Source organism: Gimesia chilikensis (assembly GCF_007744075.1).
Lineage (GTDB): Bacteria > Planctomycetota > Planctomycetia > Planctomycetales > Planctomycetaceae > Gimesia > Gimesia chilikensis_A.
Map to the genome: position 1 here is coordinate 6,327,907 of NZ_CP036266.1, position 16,676 is coordinate 6,344,582.

Sequence of the window (16,676 nt, forward strand, 5' to 3'; positions counted from 1 at the left end):
AGGCTCAAAGCAGAACCTGGTCTTTTGAGGTAGATCGGGCGTCGCGTAGAACAAACTGCCGCTGGCATTGCTCAAATACGCACTCGTGCTCTTAGTCGGAGCATCCGGTTCGCCAACATCATTCTTCAAGAGGGTTCTCTCCCAAGGCATCCTTACAACTCCCGAGAACCTGAAAAAGCCAATAAGCCTCCAGCTCATATAGCCCCATACTACCACAACTTTCTGTAACGTCTACGGAAATCCCCATCACGAATTAAAAATTTGTAAAAAACCTCTCAAGCTTTACCTGTCAATAACTTACGACTAAATCCTGCCTGCACTCGCAGAGCCAGATCCACCTCCGTCCACAGGCTTGTTCATGGGATTTAAATCTCAATTGTGCAGCAATTTAAGGGCTCCACACTGAGACAGCTTCCCCAAGACGTTCCCTCGCATACTGTTATTTTCACACCACACCCCAAATAGTCAATCCCCCGATTTGGATCCTCTGCTGAACATTTAGGGGATCTTCCAGCTTTGACAGTTGTTCTGAAACCGACTCGACAGTTCTGGAGATGTCCTCTGGGAAACAATTGGTCTTGATTGAACTTATACCCGGGCTTGATATACTGGTTGTCGAGGCGTTTTCAATACATTGTTTAAAAACAATTGAGGCGGGTATCCGCCGGACCAGAGCCTTCGTTTACGTGATAGCTACCCTTTACTGTAAATTTATTGGCTGTAGATGAGAAAGTGAAATCAGTTCAAATGAGTGCAGACACAGAGAAAACATCAAGCGAAGCTGTCAAGGGTCTCAAAGGAATCATTGCAGCCGACAGTTCCATCTGTTTAGTCAACGGTACTGAAGGGAAGCTGCTGTATCGTGGTTACAACATCGATGACCTGGCGGAAAACGCAACCTTCGAGGAAGTTTCATTCCTGCTGCTGAATGGCGAACTTCCTAACGAATCTCAACTGGCAGACTACCAGAACGAGTTGAAGAAACATCGCAGCATCCCCGCAGAACTGATCGACACCCTGAAGAACTTGCCAGAGTCAGCACCACCAATGGCGCTGCTGCGGTCACTGACCTCTCTGGCTGGTGTTTACGATCCGGATGCTGAAGAAGAGTCTTACGAAAAGCGGCTGGAGATCTCGATCAAACTGATCTCTCAAATCCCCACAATGGTTGCCGCCATCCATCGGATTCGTAAAGGCCTGGAGCCTGTGGAACCCGATTCCAGTCTGTGCCACGCAGGCAACTTCATGTACATGCTCAACGGCGAAAAGCCGAGCGAAGACGCGACCCGTGCCATGGACCTGATTCTCACCCTGCACGCAGAACACGGTTTAAACGCCAGTACGTTCACCAGCCGGGTGATCATCGCCACACTGCCCGATATTTACTCCGCAATCACCGGAGCCATCGGTGCCCTGAAAGGGAAACTGCACGGCGGTGCCAACACCGAAGTTCTCAAGACCCTGTTCGAAATCGGATCAATCGAGAACATCACTCCCTACATCAAAAATGTTCGGGAAAACAAAGGAAAATTCATGGGCTTTGGCCACGCGGTTTACCAGGTGGAAGACCCGCGTGCCAAGCACCTCAAAGAATTGTCCCGTCGACTGGGAGAAGAGACCGGCGAACCCAAGTGGTACGAAATGTCGATCGAAATGGAAAAGCAGGTCTACGCGGAAATCAAGCGGAACTGCAACGTCGACTTCTACTCGGCCAGCCTGCAGCACTACATGGGCATCCCCGGCGATCTCTTCACCTGTATCTTCGCATCCAGCCGGATCGCGGGATGGTGTGCTCATATTCTGGAACAGTTGGATGGCAACAAAATCATCCGCCCCAAGGCGAACTACATCGGCTACGAAGAACGTTCTTACGTTCCGGTCAGCCAGCGTTAAGACGACGTTTTCAACTCGCACTCCAAAAACCCCGGCCAGGTTGCCGGGGTTTTTTCTGCATTTTGTAACTACACAATCAAACGCTTAATCAGTTCAATCTGGCGACAGAAATCAGTCAGGGAGTCCGCAATGCCAAATGCCAGCCGAAGTATCCGATTTCAGATCCGGTTCCTGTGCCTGCTGTTGATCCTGTCTGGCTGGCATATCACAGCAGAATGCGGCGTGATCTACGTCGACAATCGCGCGGGCAATAATTCCTTTAACGGCATCGCCCTCAAAACGACCAATGGCAAGAATGGCCCTGTCAAAACAATCCAGCGGGCCCTCGAGTATGCCGGCCCGGGAGACAAGATCATTCTGATCAACAACGATCTGCCTTACGAGGAAGCACTAACGCTCTCCGGCAAACGGCATAGCGGGCTGGGTAAGGAAAAATTCACGATCCTCGGAAATGGCGCGACCATCAGCGGAGCCATCCCGGTCCCTCAAAATGGCTGGCGCAAGCTGGACGACGGACTCTGGAAAGTCACTCCCTATCGCAAAGGTTATTTCAACCTGTACCTGGACGGGAAACCCGTACCGGAATTTAAACCATCCTCGGGCGAAGCCCTGCAGCTCTCCGAAATTCCTGCAGGAAAATGGGCGGTGCACCATGGATCCATCTTCTATCGCGAACAGAAAAACCAGCAGCCCTGGATGGAATCCTTCTCACTGGCCGGGAAGTCAGTCGGACTCTCGCTGATTGATGTTTCGGGAGTACAGATTTCAGACGTGACGTTTGAAAATTTCCGCGTGGACGGCATCAATGTCCACGATCGCTGCAAAGAGATCGTGCTGGATAAAGTCACCTGCACCGGAAACGGTCGCTGTGGGCTGTCCGTCAATGGGACCAGCCAGGTCGAAGTCATCGATTCCAAACTGATCGACAACCGCGTAGAAGACCTGCTCATCACCGAACAGGGTGTGGCCAATGTGAAGCAGACACAACTGGGCAAAGAAATAGAAGTGAAACCATAAGCTTCGTCTCAACATCCTGATGCTGCAATCGGCTAGTGTTCGCCGTCCTGCCCTTCCAGATCTTCGAGTTCCTTCTCCGCTTCCCGCTCGGCATCGCTCAGTTTCAGGCCAGTCCGATTCGAGTAATACAGGCCTACCAGTGTCACGGGAATATACTGCACCAGGTGATAGTAAATGGAAGCGGCAAATGCTTTCGCTTCAGGCACGCCAAATGGTTGCAGACTGATCTTGAAACAGAACTGAACCACTCCGAAAAAACCAGGCGTCGCGGGGACAGTCACCCCGAATGCAGTTACTCCCAGCACCACAAAAGCTGCCAGGGGAGTTATCTCGATCTGGAAACTCCAGAGTGCCACCAGAATACTCAGACCATTGACAAACCACTGTGCAAATGAGGTCCAGATGATCCCAAATGCCAGTCGCCCGCTTTTCATTGAAGCCATTCCCTCCGCTCCCGCACGCATCATTTCCAACACGAGGTGCGTCAGTTTTTCAGGCAGAAAGGGAATCAGACTGAACAGTTTCTGAAACAGGCGGATCACTGCTTCCGTCCAGATCAGATACGCGGCCAGTACCAGGATGATCACAGGCATAATACCTGCCAGAAACAGACTGGCTGTCTGATAATCTTTCGAAAGGCCAGGCGCGAAATAAATACCGCACCAGAGGTAACAGAGAATCGCCACAATATCAAACAACCGCTCCAGAACCACGGTTGAGAGAACGGTTGTTTTGGGAATCTGAAACTGCCGCCCAAGGACATAGACGCGTAAAAACTCACCCAGGTGCGCAGGCAGAATGTTATTCCCCATGAAGCCAATCATCATCGCCGGGGCCACTTCGGAGATCTTCAACTTCCGGACCGGTTCCAGCAGCATCCGCCAGCGATAGGCTTTCAACCAGAAGAAGAGAAACAGCAAGCCCAGCATCACGGGCAGCGTCCAGTAATTTGCCTGGCGGAAACTCTCCTGAATCTGCTGCAGATTGACTCCCCAGAGTGCCGCCACCAGGCAGGCAATCGTGACGATGACACCCAGCATCAGCTTGATCAGTTTTGATTTATTAATGGGAATCTCTCCAAAACACAGTCAGCGAACAAAGCAGAATACTTCAACAGATCGGAAAATCTTTTATCGCATCAACTTTATTTTTCAAAGGGGAATCCATGCGGCCGCGGTACCCACAACACATTTAGAACTCCATGTTTATCTATTTTCACAGAGATCGCACTGCTGACGCAGGAATTTTTTACAATGTTCCTACCTTTAGGTTAAAACCTCTTGCCAACTTAATAAGAGAATTTTATCCTTCTTTCCTCTTCGCACGTATTGGCATACTTTCCCAATCTCAAATTGCGTGCAGGGACTCTACCCCATAAAGATTCCAGTTCGGATTTACAGGAATATTTTATCAAGGGATTGAACGTAAGGAGCTCATGGATGAGCGTTTTAAAAATCTATTACCCCGAAGAAACTACCACCGAAACCCCCGTCACACAGACAGAATCTCAACCAACGATTCTGCCATTCCGTCGGGCACTTAACCGTCAGCCTCGGTTCGAACGACAGACTGACTGGGTTCTGAACCGCGCACGGATCCTGTTTCAAAATCAGCAGTGCCCGGCATGCAACAGTTCCTCAGTTGAAAAACTGGAACTGCGAGACGGCTTGCTCAACCGCAGGAACCGGATGATTCCGGGAACGTCTACGGTTGTCGGCTTCCGTTGTGAATGCTGTGATACGGAATGGCCTGCCTGAAACAGCTGCGATCCTTTCCAGGATAACGGTAGTTCGAGGACTTACATCACAGAGAAGTAGTTTTCGACAGCAAAGTCGAATGCCTCCGCGCTGAGTTTGCGCGGCAGTTCCTTGTAAGTGCAGAAGTTCTTGACCTGCAACAGGAGGTCGCGCGGCTGACAGGCGCGGAACGGTCGATCAACGGCTTTGTAGTGCGTATCGACCAGGTGCTGGTAAGCCTCCTCGTCAAACTGAAAGCCCATGATCGGCGACATCAACTCAAACAAGGCCCGGAATTCCTCCTCGGAGGGATCGAGGGCCTCGATTTTGTAAGGAATACGACGCAGAAACGCAGCGTCGACCAGATCCTTCGGCTCCAGGTTCGTCGAAAAGATAATCAACTGGTCGAAGGGCACCTGAATCTTTTTCCCGCTGGGCAGGTTCAGGAAGTCGTACCGTTTTTCCAGCGGAACAATCCAGCGGTTGAGTAACTCATCCACGGGCATTCGCTGACGTCCAAAGTCGTCGATCACAAACGTCCCGCAGTTACTCTTCAATTGCAGAGGGGCTTCACAGATCTTGGTCTGCTGGTTCTGCGTAATTTCCAGTTCCTTCATGGTGAGTTCCCCCCCGGCGATCACCGTAGGACGCACAATCTGCACCCACCGCTGATCAATGCCGGACAGGTCAAACAACCCCTCGCCTGTCTCTTCCTGGACGACTTCTTCGTGCAGTCCCGGGTCGAAAATCCGAATAATGTCTCCATCGATGCCCAGGCAGCGGGGAATCCAGATCGTTGAACCAAAGGCTTTGGTTATCCGCTCTGCAATACTCGTCTTCCCGTTACCGGCTTCACCGAAGAGGAACATCCCCCGGCCTGAGTTGACGGCAGGTCCCAGGCGATCGAGCATCTTGGGATTAATAATCAGATCGGAAAAGGCTTCTTTCAGATCCGATTGTGTGGCTTCCTGCTTGGCAATGCTCTGCAGTTCCATCGCCTTAAGGTAGTCTTTAAAACAGACGGGGGCAGCTCCGAAATAGGTACACTCCTGCGTATACCGTCGTGCGCGCTCCCGACCAAGTTCGGTAATCATGAATTCATAGTCGCCCATCTCGGCAGTACTGCCATAGGCAACCAGTTGATCCTGCTTGGCACGTTTCAGAATGGCGTCCACAATTCCAAAGGGCAACTTGATCTGCTTGCAGATCTGTCGTCCCGTTTGAGTTCCTTTTGCCAGCAGATACTTGAGGATCAATCTCTCGATTTCATCCTGGGTCAAACCGGTATCATCCAGCGTTTCCGGACACTGTGGAACGAATTTCCCCTGCGATTCTTCGGCACTCCCTTTCAGCAGGGACTGTACGCGATTAAACAACTGGCTCAGATGCTGATCCTTGCCAATCACCCGCATGGGTTCGCTTAATTCGGGAAGTGCAGAGGTCGACACCCCATCGGCGTCGTCTTCAGCATACGAGTCCGAATCGTCAGAAACCTCCGCGGCAGCCAGCTCCAGCATGCTCAAAGAGGCCAGAAGCTCTTCGGTATTCACCGTATTCGATGCGGTTTTCCCCGTGGCTTCTTTTTCATCATGATGGGATTGAAGATTGGACACGTCGGAAGTAGTTTCATGAGCTGACATATTCGGTTCACATTCCATCTAATGCGTTGAATGGAAAAGCCGCATCATCCGGTCGTATCTTTTCCGGCCAGGCCCGCTTTGATGTAAGTGAGAGGAAGTGCAACCTGCTTTCACACGCTGCAACGCAAACATAGCTCGGGTAATGTGAGAGTCAAATTTGTTTTTCAACTCTGATTGATCATCGCCCGCTTCAGGCAAATTGACTTGATCCACCACGGTTTGGTCACCCCCATCTCATCAGTGACCAGAAGTTCCCTGCAACAGCTGGACCGATCGCAGGAGTTGCACCAGTTAATCATCAAAATAGTCAATACCCTGTTTATTTTTCTAAACAGCCAGGCGAACACACAGGGAAAATTTGACTTGGTACCCCCTCGACCTAGATTCCCTCTGTAAGAGTATTCTCTTGCAGACAGGCAACTTCCATCTCTTCTTACTTGAACTGGATGCTTCTATGTGTGGAATTGCGGGCTTCATCCGCACTGATCGACGCCCCGTCGAACAGGCAGAACTGAAAAAGATGATTGCGACTCTGAATCACCGTGGTCCTGATGCCTCAGGCACACAGGTCTCGGATTCAGTCGGGCTGGCACACAGTCGACTCAGCATTGTCGACCTGGCCGGTGGTCTGCAGCCCATGCAGACTCCTGATGGCATGCTCAGCGTCACATTCAACGGAGAAATTTTCAACCACATCGAACTGCGTGCCGAGCTCCAGCAGAAAGGTTACCAGTTCCAGACCCACTCCGATACAGAAGTCATCCTGCTGATGTACGCCGAATATGGCCCGGAGTGCGTACATCACTTTAATGGACAGTGGGCCTTCGCGATCCATGATCGATGCAAACAGGAAGTCTTTCTGTCCCGCGACCGGATGGGAATCCGCCCGCTGGTCTATACGCAGACTCCCAGTCGCTTCTGCTTTGCCTCAGAAATCAAAGCCCTGTTTGCCCTGCCGGATGTCGAACGACGCGTCGATCACACAGCATTGAACCAGCTGTTTACCTTCTGGTCTCCTCTGCCTCCCCGTACATTTTTTGCCGGTGTCTCTGAACTGCCCCCCGGTCATTCCATGATCGTGAAAGACGGTAACGTCAAAATCTGGCAATACTGGAATCTCGACTATTCACCCAACGAAGACAACCGATCGCTGGACGACTGGGCCGACGAACTGCGGTCGCTGCTGATCAACGCCACCCAGCTCCGGTTGCGGGCTGATGTGTCCGTCGGCGCCTACCTGAGCGGCGGACTCGACTCTTCAATCACAGCAGCCATCATTCGCAATTACACCAACGCCCCGCTGAACACCTTCTCGGTCAACTTCAATGACAAAGATTTTGACGAAAGCCAGTTCCAGCAGGAAATGATCACCGAACTGGGCACAGATCATCAGACTGTCTGCTGCTCTTACGACGATATCGGCCGCATCTTCCCGACGGTAATTCAGCACACAGAAAAACCGGTTTTACGCACAGCACCTGCCCCCATGTTTCTCCTGTCGAAACTGGTCCGGGAAAGTCAGTTCAAAGTCGTCATGACGGGAGAGGGCGCTGATGAAGTCTTCGGCGGCTACGACCTGTTTAAAGAAACAAAAATCCGTCGCTTCTGGAGTCGGCAACCGGATTCCAAAATCCGTCCGCTGCTGCTCAAGCGTCTCTACCCTTACATGAAAAATCTGCAGGCCCAGTCCCCCGACTACCTGAAGGCGTTCTTCAAGATTCGTGAAGATGAACTCGACAGCCCCTTCTTCTCGCATCTCCCGCGCTGGGACCTGACAGCCAAACTCAAAACATTCTTCAGCGATGACCTCAAACAGGAACTGCAAGCACAGGATCCACAGGCTGAGTTCCAGCAACAACTGCCCGCTCAGTTTTCGGAGTGGCCCTCCTTCTGTCAGGCACAGTACCTGGAGGCCATCAATCTGATGCCCGGTTATATTCTGTCTTCCCAGGGAGACCGGATGGCGATGGGCAATTCAGTCGAAGGTCGGTTCCCGTTCCTGGATTACCGGGTGGTCGAGTTCGCTTCCCGCATTCCCGTACGCTTCAAGATGAACGGTCTCAACGAAAAATTCCTGCTGAAATACGCCTTGAGAGACCTGATTCCCGACAGCATTCGCCAACGTCCCAAACAACCGTATCGTGCTCCGGACGCTCACAGCTTCATCGACTCAAACAGCCAGCGGGCACGGTTTGCTTATGTCAACGAACTGCTGTCACCGGAACGCCTGGAGGCGCATGGACTGTTCCAGCCCACCGCAGTCCAGCGACTGGTCAAAAAGATGGAACAGGGACGCGCCATCGGCACGCGAGACAACATGGCTCTGGTCGGAATTCTTTCGACCCAGATTCTGGTCGAACAGATGATCAACGGCCAGACAGTCACAGCCGGAAAAGAAACAACAGCTCCCGCCACCATTACGAGTTAACACAATCCCTTAATAACATCTCCACTCAGTACAACTAAGAGGTTAATAACATGAATCCCATTCAATCAGAGGTCCGTAACTTTGTCGCCGAAAACTTCCTGTTCGGGGAAGATCCGGAATCTTTGCAGAACGACGACTCATTCCTGGAAACAGGCATCATCGATTCCACCGGCGTGCTCGAACTGGTTGCCTTTATCGAAGACCAGTATCACGTTGAAGTCGATGACGATGAACTTGTCCCGGAAAACCTGGACTCCATCAATCGTCTGATTGATTTCATCGACTCCAAAATCAAAGAACTGGCCTAATTTCAAAGGAGCGGGCTGTTGTTACTACAATCATTTCTGGAACAGAGCGCCAGTCATCATCCTGACAAAGTCGCCTTGATCATCAATCAGTCGCGGTACACCTACCGGGAACTGGAACAGCAGAGCAACCGGCTGGCACATGCCCTGCTGGAACGGGGGCTGCAAAGAGGAGACCGGGTGGCCATCCATCTGGATAACTCACTCGAAGCCGTCGTCGCGATCTTTGCGACCATCAAAGCGGGTGGTGTGTTCGTAATGGTCAATCCCACTACGAAAATCGATAAGCTGACCTACGTGCTCAACAACTGCCGGGCCAGCGTACTGATCATCCCCGGGAAGAAACGGACCTCGATCCTCGAACATTCCGATCTGCTGCCACACCTGAAAACCGTGGTGACCGTGGGTCCTGCCACCGGACATCCGGAGCAGACCGACCTGCAGATGCCCCGCTTCGCAGAGTGGGATCAACTGCAGTCTGATTTCGCGGACCAGAATACCCCGCCACACATCCAGACGATCAGTATCGATCTGGCGGCCCTGGTCTACACCTCAGGCTCAACCGGAAATCCCAAGGGGGTCATGCTGACTCATTTAAACATGACTTCAGCCGCACGCTCCATTACCACCTACCTGATGAATGTCCCCGAAGACATCATCCTCAATGTACTCCCCCTGTCGTTCGACTACGGTCTGTATCAGCTGCTGATGGCATTCCGCGTCGGTGCGACACTGGTTCTTGAAAAATCGTTTACCTATCCACATGCAGTGCTGCAGAAGATCATTGATGAAAAAGTGACCGGATTTCCGCTGGTCCCGACGATGTCTGCCATTCTGCTGAAAATGGATCTCTCCAAGTATGACTTCTCGCAGCTGCGCTATATCACCAACACCGGTGCCGCGCTGCCCACAGAGCATATCCTGACATTCCGCAAACGGCTGCCTCACCTGCAGATCTTCTCAATGTACGGTCTGACCGAGTGCAAGCGGGTTTCGTACCTGCCCCTCGATCAGGTCGATACCAGAACCGGTTCGGTGGGTATCGCCATGCCGGACACGGAAGTCTTCATCGTCGACGACGAAGGTCATCGCCTGCCACCCGAACATGTCGGCGAACTGGTAGTGCGTGGTGCCAATGTTATGAAAGGTTACTGGGAAGCCCCCGAACGTACCGCCGAACGTCTGAAAGCGGGAGAACTGCCGGGAGAAATGTTCCTGTATACCGGCGATCTGTTCCGCATGGACCGCGCAGGCTACCTGTACTTCGTAGGCCGACGGGATGACATCATTAAAAGTCGCGGTGAAAAAGTCAGCCCCAGGGAAGTGGAAAATGTTCTGTTTGCCCATCCGGCAATTTCGGAAGCCGCCATCGTGGGTGATCCCGATCCGGTCCTGGGACAGTCAATCCGTGCCATCGTGACTCTGATGCCCGGAGAGGAACTGACCGAAAAAGAGGTCCTTTCCTACTGTCGCAAGCACCTGGAAGATTTCATGGTTCCACAGAAAGTGGAATTCCGTGATGAGCTTCCGAAATCACCCAACGGCAAAGTCGATAAAAAACAGCTGGCTCTGCCCTGATACGGCGATCCACAAAGCGATTTCATACACAATACATACTTATTACCAACGCCTGCTGAATCGTTCTCAGTGGGCAACAGGAGAACCATAAATGTCGACCACAACTTCCACCCGTACTTTCAGTCCTGCTTTGTTAGATCTCGATTGTGCTGCAGAAACCGAACGCATTGTCCGCTGGATGCAGGAAACTGTCCGCAAGGATATGCGTAAGAAAGGCGCCGTCCTGGGTCTCTCCGGAGGGATCGACAGCAGCGTCGTGACCGCACTTTGTGTCCACGCCTTCGGTTCTGACCGGGTGCTGGGGATCATGATGCCCGAACACGACACAAAAGACGAAAGCCTGATCTACGGCCAGTTACTCGCCGATCATTACCATGTCGAGTCACTCGTCGAAAACATCTCCCCCATGCTGCAGGGAGCGGGCTGTTACGAACGCCGTGATGCTGCCATCAAAAAGGTCATCCCGGATTACGAACCTCACTGGAAATCCAAAATCGTGCTGCCCAACCTGCTCCAGGAAGGGGGCTACCGCGTCTTTTCCGTAGTTGTGCAGACTCCGGACGGGGAACTGATCAAGAAACGACTCCCTCTCTCGGCCTATCAGACCATTGTCGCAGCAACGAACTTCAAACAGCGCTGTCGAAAAATGATGGAATACTATCACGCAGACCGTCTGAACTACGCAGTACCGGGTACACCGAATCGCCTCGAATACGACCAGGGCTTCTTCGTCAAAAACGGCGATGGTGCTGCAGACCTGAAACCGATCGCGCACCTTTACAAGACGCAGGTCTATCAGCTGGCAGCTTACCTGAATGTTCCGGAACTGATTCAGATGCGTCCTCCGACTACAGACACCTACTCTCTGGAACAGTCCCAGGAAGAATTCTTCTTTGCCGTCTCTTACGACAAACTGGACTGCTGCCTGTATGGCTTAAACCACGGTTATTCCGCAGCTGAAGTGGCGGAAGGCATCGGACTGCCCGCTGAACAGGTTGCACTGGTTTACAGCGACATCGAATCAAAACGCAAAGCAGGTCATTACCTGCACATGTCACCACAATTGATTGAACGTGTCGCTAACTGAGACCGTTGCTGGAGAGGCAACTGTGATGGAAAGGATATGGGGTATGAGTAAAAAAGAACTGCTGGCCAGAGCGCTCGACTGGACAGGAATGAATCTGCTCGCGCGGAATACGCCCGTCTGGAATGGTCTGGTTGTTCTGAATTACCATCGAATTGGAGACAGGCAGAACTCACTGTTCGATCACGATCTCTGGAGTGCATCTGCAGAAGATTTTGAACAACAACTGCGATTCCTGACTCTGAATTTCGATCTGATCCGCATTCAGGATCTGGACCATATCTGGAAAAGCCCGCGGGGACGATACGTCCTCATCACATTCGATGATGGATACCTCGATAATTATGAATGGGCCTTTCCCCTGCTCCGTGCCTACAATTCACCAGCCACGTTTTTCCTGACCACCGGCTTTCTGGACGAGCGCAAGATCGCCTGGTGGGACGAAATCTCCTGGATGGTGCGCAGCTCGTCACAGAGTAATTTGAAACTGGCCCCCTGGAGTGAGCAGCAACTCTCTCTGGAACCTGCTCAGCAAAGTCAGACGATTAAAATACTCTTACAGATCTACAAGGGGCTGTCCGGGGAACAGACAGAGGACTTTATGACTGCCCTCGCAGACGCGACCGGCACCGGTCGCTGTCCCGCAGAAATCGCAGATCGGGTCTGGATGGACTGGGACATGATCCGCGAAATGAGTGAAGCGGGCATGGATATCGGCGGTCATACCGTCAATCACCCGATCCTGGCGAATCACCCGGAGGAAACTCAAAAATTCGAAGTCCAACACTGCAAGCACCGCATCGAAACTGAACTCAATCAGTCGATCTCAGCTTTCAGTTATCCCGTGGGTGCCCAAAATTCGTTTGACCAGCTCACGCGCAACTGTCTGGAGGAATCCGGATATCGCTGGGGATTCAGCTATTACGGCGGTTACTCGTCCCTGGGTGAGCATGATCCCTGGGACCTGCCTCGCATCGCCATTGAATCCGAAAATCCCGCGGCCCTGTTCCGGTCGTCGGTCTCTTTCCCGCAGGTCTTCAGCCAGAAGAAGGTGTACACTAACACAGACACCAATCCTGCAGTCTCAGCCGAATAATTCGACTCAGGGGGACTGTTTCTGATATTTTCTCAGAATTTGTGATCCGTCTCCCCAGTTGGTTGACGATTCCCTGAGAATTTGCGATAACAACGGACCGCTTTGCAGGTTGTGGTACGCGCGACTACGTGCTGTTTCCCACAATATCAACTGCTCTATCTGGTTTGATTTACCTGATACTCAGCCGCTAAGCTGTTATACAGGAATAGTTTATTTCGATCAAACCCTAATAATATTTCTTTGCCGTGTGTTACTGGAACCAAGCGGCAGCTGATGATTAATGTGGGAGAAAGACTGAATGGGTCGTTACACAGGACCAAAAGGACGGGTTAACCGCCGTTTAGGAGCTTTGGTTTTCGAAGACGCAGGTGCAACACGTGCACTGGACCAGCGGAGCATGCCGCCGGGAATGTCACAGCGTCGGCGGAAGCCCTCAAACTACGGTCTCGCATTAATCGAAAAGCAGAAGATCAAATTCTACTACGGTCTGCGTGAACGTCAGCTGCGTCGGTACTTCGACAAAGCCAAACGGACCAAAGGCAACACCGGGGAAGCTCTGCTAATCCTCTGCGAGCGTCGTCTCGACAATGTTGTCTGTCGGGCTGGATTTGCTCAGACTCGTCCGCAGGCGCGTCAGGGTATCGTTCACTCACACTTCCAGTTGAACGGCCAGACGGTTAACAAGCCTTCTATCTGGGTCAAACCAGGTGATGTCATTACCGTCCGCAACCGTCCCAACCTGAAGAAACTCTACGGCGAACTGGTTGAATCCGGTCGCCCCGGATGTGCCTGGTTGTCTCTGGACAAAAAAGAGCTGGCAGCAACCGTTGTCACAGCTCCTGGTTCAGAAGATGTCAGCCTGCCGGTTGACGTGGGTCAGGTCGTGGCGTTGATCTCTCGCTAAAGATCAATTCTCGTACAATTCAACACTCCGAAAAATCGTTCTGGTTTTTCGGAGTGTTTTTATTTACATTCGTTATAAAATCCCCTTCAGGGGTGAGAATTCTGTTGGAACACGTTATTGTGATTAACAGAATTGTTTTAATACTTGATGTACTACCCGCCGTGATCGCAACGACCTTCTACGGCCTTGAGAGAGAGAGGCATAACTATGGCAACGGACCGTCGAAAAGCCGTCCTGTTGTTTGGTGCTCCTGGAGTTGGTAAAGGAACTCAGGGGAGAATTTTAGGTCAGATCCCGGGCTTTTTCCATCTCTCCAGTGGAGACGTCTTTCGCTCGATCGATATCGAGTCTCCCGAAGGTCAGGAAATTTATAAATACAGTTCGCGCGGCGAACTGGTTCCTGATGAACTCAGTATCCGCATCTGGAAACAGGGACTCGATGCCCGGGCTACCCTCTCCATGTATAAGCCTCGTAAAGACATCCTCATCCTGGATGGAATTCCTCGAAATGTGGAACAGGCGAAAATCCTGGAACAATACATCGATGTACTCAAGGTGCTCCACTTAACCTGTAGTGATGAAGAAGAGATGATCCACCGCATCCGGCACCGCGCGATCCGCGAGAACCGGGCCGACGATGCCAACGAGAGTGTCATCCGTCGTCGCTTCGAAGTCTATCGTGAAGAATCAGCACAGGTTCTCAGCTGTTATCCACAGGATATCGTCGCACACATTGATGCGATCGGCTCTCCTGCGGGCGTCTTATTCGCCTGCCTTGAACAGCTCGTCCCCGTGCAGGATGCTCACTTCCGGGGTGAACACACTTCCTGAGTCAGAAAGAATCGTACCCGCCAGTAAATAAATCAGATTAGACAGAAAGGCGCGCTCATGGCCGGTTTGAACTGGGGTTTTTCTTTACTGCGAACGAAACTCTCAAATACCGGCTGGGCCCTGCTGCTCTGCCTGATCACATTACTGAGCCTGTCGCCCGCAAAAGCACAGGCGCGGCCGGCCCGCCAGCATCCGAACTTTGTGATCATCTTTACCGACGATCAGGGCTACCAGGATGTCGGCGTCTTCGGCTCCCCGAACATTAAAACTCCCAATCTTGACCAGATGGCCCAGGAGGGAGTTCGCTTTACCGACTTCTACGCTGCCCAGGCCGTCTGTTCCGCCTCACGGGTTGCCCTGCTCACCGGATGTTATCCCAATCGCGTCGGCATTCGCGGCGCACTGGGACCACAGTCCAAGATCGGCATCAACTCAGAAGAAACCACAATCGCGGAAGTCGTCAAGCCACAAGGCTACGCCACCGCAATCTACGGCAAATGGCACCTGGGACATCTCCCCGAATTCCTGCCGACCCGCCACGGCTTCGACGAGTATTTCGGACTCCCCTACTCAAACGATATGTGGCCGTTCCACCCGACAGCGGGAAAGCGGTTCCCTGACCTGCCCCTGATCGAAAATGAAACCGTCATCAATCCCAAAGTGACCGGCAAAGAACAGGCTCAGCTCACGACCTGGTACACGGAACGAGCCGTCTCGTTTATCAACAAACACCATGATCAGCCCTTCTTCCTGTATGTCCCACAGTCCATGCCTCATGTGCCTCTGTATGTCAGCGACAAGTTCAAGGGCAAATCAGAGCAGGGCCTGTATGGCGACGTGATCATGGAAATCGACTGGTCCGTCGGTCAGATCCGTCAGGCACTCAAAGAAAACGGCATCGCTGAAAACACCCTGGTGATCTTCACCTCCGATAACGGTCCCTGGCTCTCCTATGGAGACCACGCCGGCTCGGCGCTCCCCCTGCGGGAAGGTAAAGGCACCGCCTGGGATGGGGGCCAACGCGAACCCTGCATCATGGCCTGGCCCGGACAGATATCGGCAGGCACCGTCTGTCACGAAATGGCGATGACCATCGATCTTCTGCCCACTATCGCCTACCTCTCCGGCGGCAAGGTGCCTCAAGACCGCATCATCGACGGCAAAAACATCTGGCCCCTGATGAGCGGAGAATCAGGAGCCAAATCACCTCACGAGGTACTCTACTTCTACTGGGGCGATCACCTGAATGCAGTTCGCAGCGGCAAATGGAAACTGCACTTCCCGCATCCCTATCGCAGCCTCAAAGACAAACCCGGATCCGGCGGTACGCCCGGCCCCTACATTCAGAAGAAAACCGGCCTGGCCCTCTATAACCTGGCAGACGACATCAGCGAAAGTAAAAACGTCGCTGATCAGCATCCTGAAGTCGTCAAACGCCTCACTGCTCTGGGAGAACAGGCCCGCGAAGACCTCGGCGACTCCGGCACAAGACGCAAAGGCAAAAACAACCGCCAGCCCGGCCGGGTTGATTGAAGATAGTTCCAGAGATCATTTCAGATCTTTGGCGTGAGGAAAATACTCTCGATAGAGATCGGTCAGCTCTTTCTGATCGCTGCTCCACAATGGACGATACACCTCACCCCGATAACCGGTCCAGACATAGCCGGGCCGAAACGCTTTGCAATACTTTGGTCTCCCCAGTTGCTCATAGCGTGCTTCAGTGAAGACGCATTCAAGCCCCAGCCTACTCTCTCCCGGATCTCCCAACGGTTCCAGCCAGTCTTCCAGTTCCCATCCACCAATAAAAGTGGCCTCCCAGGCCACACGTGCAAACTGAAAATCAGGTCCCTGCTGCAAATGACGATAGAGCCTCACCCCAGCCTCTGTACATTCAATTGCATCTGTGACCGTTCTCACTGCACAGTCACTTAATTGCCGAGACCATAAGCTGCAGGCATACACGCCCTCAATATCTTCTGGCGAAAACTGCCAGTGGGTCGTTTTACCCGTCTGTAGCTCAAAGGTGAGCCCTTCGAAATGGGACTTGATCTCCCCTAGTTCTTCCGGCGTGTGGCACTCGACGTAAAGATCAAAGATGATGGCCAAAAATCAGTTCCGCAATCGATAAAGATATGTCACCAAGATGACACTTGAATTAACTAAG

14 protein-coding genes are annotated in these 16,676 nt (G+C 52.3%); 11 read left to right on the top strand and 3 right to left on the bottom strand.

Annotated features, from left to right (window positions below):
- Positions 1 to 747 precede the first annotated feature (747 nt).
- Complete coding sequence (locus HG66A1_RS23765) at positions 748 to 1,893, top strand: citrate synthase (RefSeq protein WP_145189993.1); 1,146 nt, start codon at positions 748 to 750, stop codon at positions 1,891 to 1,893.
- 129 nt (positions 1,894 to 2,022) lie between these two features.
- On the top strand, positions 2,023 to 2,910 hold the full coding sequence (locus HG66A1_RS23770; protein ID WP_145189996.1) for a right-handed parallel beta-helix repeat-containing protein: 888 nt from the start codon (positions 2,023 to 2,025) through the stop codon (positions 2,908 to 2,910).
- A gap of 32 nt (positions 2,911 to 2,942) precedes the next feature.
- Here HG66A1_RS23770 and HG66A1_RS23775 read toward each other — a convergent pair whose 3' ends face one another.
- On the bottom strand, positions 2,943 to 3,950 hold the full coding sequence (locus HG66A1_RS23775) for a lysylphosphatidylglycerol synthase transmembrane domain-containing protein (protein ID WP_145189999.1): 1,008 nt from the start codon (positions 3,948 to 3,950) through the stop codon (positions 2,943 to 2,945).
- 399 nt (positions 3,951 to 4,349) lie between these two features.
- Between HG66A1_RS23775 and HG66A1_RS23780 the strand changes: the two genes are divergently transcribed.
- Positions 4,350 to 4,667, top strand: a complete 318-nt coding sequence (locus tag HG66A1_RS23780; RefSeq protein ID WP_145043047.1) for a hypothetical protein — start codon at positions 4,350 to 4,352, stop codon at positions 4,665 to 4,667.
- A 41-nt stretch (positions 4,668 to 4,708) separates the two neighbouring features.
- Here HG66A1_RS23780 and HG66A1_RS23785 read toward each other — a convergent pair whose 3' ends face one another.
- On the bottom strand, positions 4,709 to 6,259 hold the full coding sequence (locus HG66A1_RS23785; RefSeq protein ID WP_232106656.1) for an AAA family ATPase: 1,551 nt from the start codon (positions 6,257 to 6,259) through the stop codon (positions 4,709 to 4,711).
- 481 nt (positions 6,260 to 6,740) lie between these two features.
- On the opposite strand from HG66A1_RS23785, the gene asnB reads away from it, so the two are divergent.
- The 8 genes from asnB (at position 6,741) to HG66A1_RS23825 (ending at position 16,045) form a co-directional block, all read left to right on the top strand.
- Complete coding sequence (gene asnB, locus HG66A1_RS23790) at positions 6,741 to 8,714, top strand: asparagine synthase (glutamine-hydrolyzing) (RefSeq protein WP_145190005.1); 1,974 nt, start codon at positions 6,741 to 6,743, stop codon at positions 8,712 to 8,714.
- 50 nt (positions 8,715 to 8,764) lie between these two features.
- Positions 8,765 to 9,022, top strand: coding sequence for an acyl carrier protein (locus tag HG66A1_RS23795; protein WP_145190008.1), 258 nt, complete (start codon positions 8,765 to 8,767; stop codon positions 9,020 to 9,022).
- An 18-nt stretch (positions 9,023 to 9,040) separates the two neighbouring features.
- Positions 9,041 to 10,597, top strand: a complete 1,557-nt coding sequence (locus tag HG66A1_RS23800; protein ID WP_145190011.1) for a class I adenylate-forming enzyme family protein — start codon at positions 9,041 to 9,043, stop codon at positions 10,595 to 10,597.
- A 91-nt stretch (positions 10,598 to 10,688) separates the two neighbouring features.
- Positions 10,689 to 11,684: an NAD(+) synthase gene (gene nadE, locus HG66A1_RS23805; protein ID WP_145190014.1), complete on the top strand. Its 996-nt coding sequence runs from the start codon at positions 10,689 to 10,691 to the stop codon at positions 11,682 to 11,684.
- Between the two features lie 43 nt (positions 11,685 to 11,727).
- Positions 11,728 to 12,777, top strand: a complete 1,050-nt coding sequence (locus HG66A1_RS23810; protein ID WP_197996768.1) for a polysaccharide deacetylase family protein — start codon at positions 11,728 to 11,730, stop codon at positions 12,775 to 12,777.
- A gap of 298 nt (positions 12,778 to 13,075) precedes the next feature.
- The gene (gene rpsD / locus HG66A1_RS23815; protein ID WP_145043061.1) at positions 13,076 to 13,681 is read left to right on the top strand and encodes a 30S ribosomal protein S4; all 606 of its coding nucleotides are present in this window, start codon (positions 13,076 to 13,078) and stop codon (positions 13,679 to 13,681) included.
- A gap of 207 nt (positions 13,682 to 13,888) precedes the next feature.
- Positions 13,889 to 14,512 carry an adenylate kinase family protein gene (locus tag HG66A1_RS23820; RefSeq protein ID WP_145190020.1) on the top strand — a complete coding sequence of 208 codons (624 nt, stop codon included), beginning with the start codon at positions 13,889 to 13,891 and terminating at the stop codon, positions 14,510 to 14,512.
- Between the two features lie 57 nt (positions 14,513 to 14,569).
- Entirely contained in the window at positions 14,570 to 16,045 is a 1,476-nt protein-coding gene (locus tag HG66A1_RS23825) for a sulfatase (protein WP_145190023.1), read from the top strand.
- 15 nt (positions 16,046 to 16,060) lie between these two features.
- On the opposite strand, the gene HG66A1_RS23830 is transcribed toward HG66A1_RS23825, so the two are convergent.
- The gene (locus tag HG66A1_RS23830) at positions 16,061 to 16,618 is read right to left on the bottom strand and encodes a hypothetical protein (RefSeq protein WP_145190026.1); all 558 of its coding nucleotides are present in this window, start codon (positions 16,616 to 16,618) and stop codon (positions 16,061 to 16,063) included.
- Between the last annotated feature and the right edge of the window lie 58 nt (positions 16,619 to 16,676).

Excerpts from the sequence above, each read along its gene's own strand:
- HG66A1_RS23765 (WP_145189993.1), top strand. The coding sequence starts at position 748 with ATGAGTGCAGACACAGAGAAAACATCAAGCGAAGCTGTCAAGGGTCTC.
- HG66A1_RS23770 (WP_145189996.1), top strand. The coding sequence starts at position 2,023 with ATGCCAAATGCCAGCCGAAGTATCCGATTTCAGATCCGGTTCCTGTGC.
- HG66A1_RS23775 (WP_145189999.1), bottom strand. The coding sequence starts at position 3,950 with ATGCTGGGTGTCATCGTCACGATTGCCTGCCTGGTGGCGGCACTCTGG.
- HG66A1_RS23780 (WP_145043047.1), top strand. The coding sequence starts at position 4,350 with ATGAGCGTTTTAAAAATCTATTACCCCGAAGAAACTACCACCGAAACC.
- asnB (WP_145190005.1), top strand. The coding sequence starts at position 6,741 with ATGTGTGGAATTGCGGGCTTCATCCGCACTGATCGACGCCCCGTCGAA.
- HG66A1_RS23795 (WP_145190008.1), top strand. The coding sequence starts at position 8,765 with ATGAATCCCATTCAATCAGAGGTCCGTAACTTTGTCGCCGAAAACTTC.
- nadE (WP_145190014.1), top strand. The coding sequence starts at position 10,689 with ATGTCGACCACAACTTCCACCCGTACTTTCAGTCCTGCTTTGTTAGAT.
- HG66A1_RS23810 (WP_197996768.1), top strand. The coding sequence starts at position 11,728 with ATGAGTAAAAAAGAACTGCTGGCCAGAGCGCTCGACTGGACAGGAATG.
- rpsD (WP_145043061.1), top strand. The coding sequence starts at position 13,076 with ATGGGTCGTTACACAGGACCAAAAGGACGGGTTAACCGCCGTTTAGGA.
- HG66A1_RS23820 (WP_145190020.1), top strand. The coding sequence starts at position 13,889 with ATGGCAACGGACCGTCGAAAAGCCGTCCTGTTGTTTGGTGCTCCTGGA.
- HG66A1_RS23825 (WP_145190023.1), top strand. The coding sequence starts at position 14,570 with ATGGCCGGTTTGAACTGGGGTTTTTCTTTACTGCGAACGAAACTCTCA.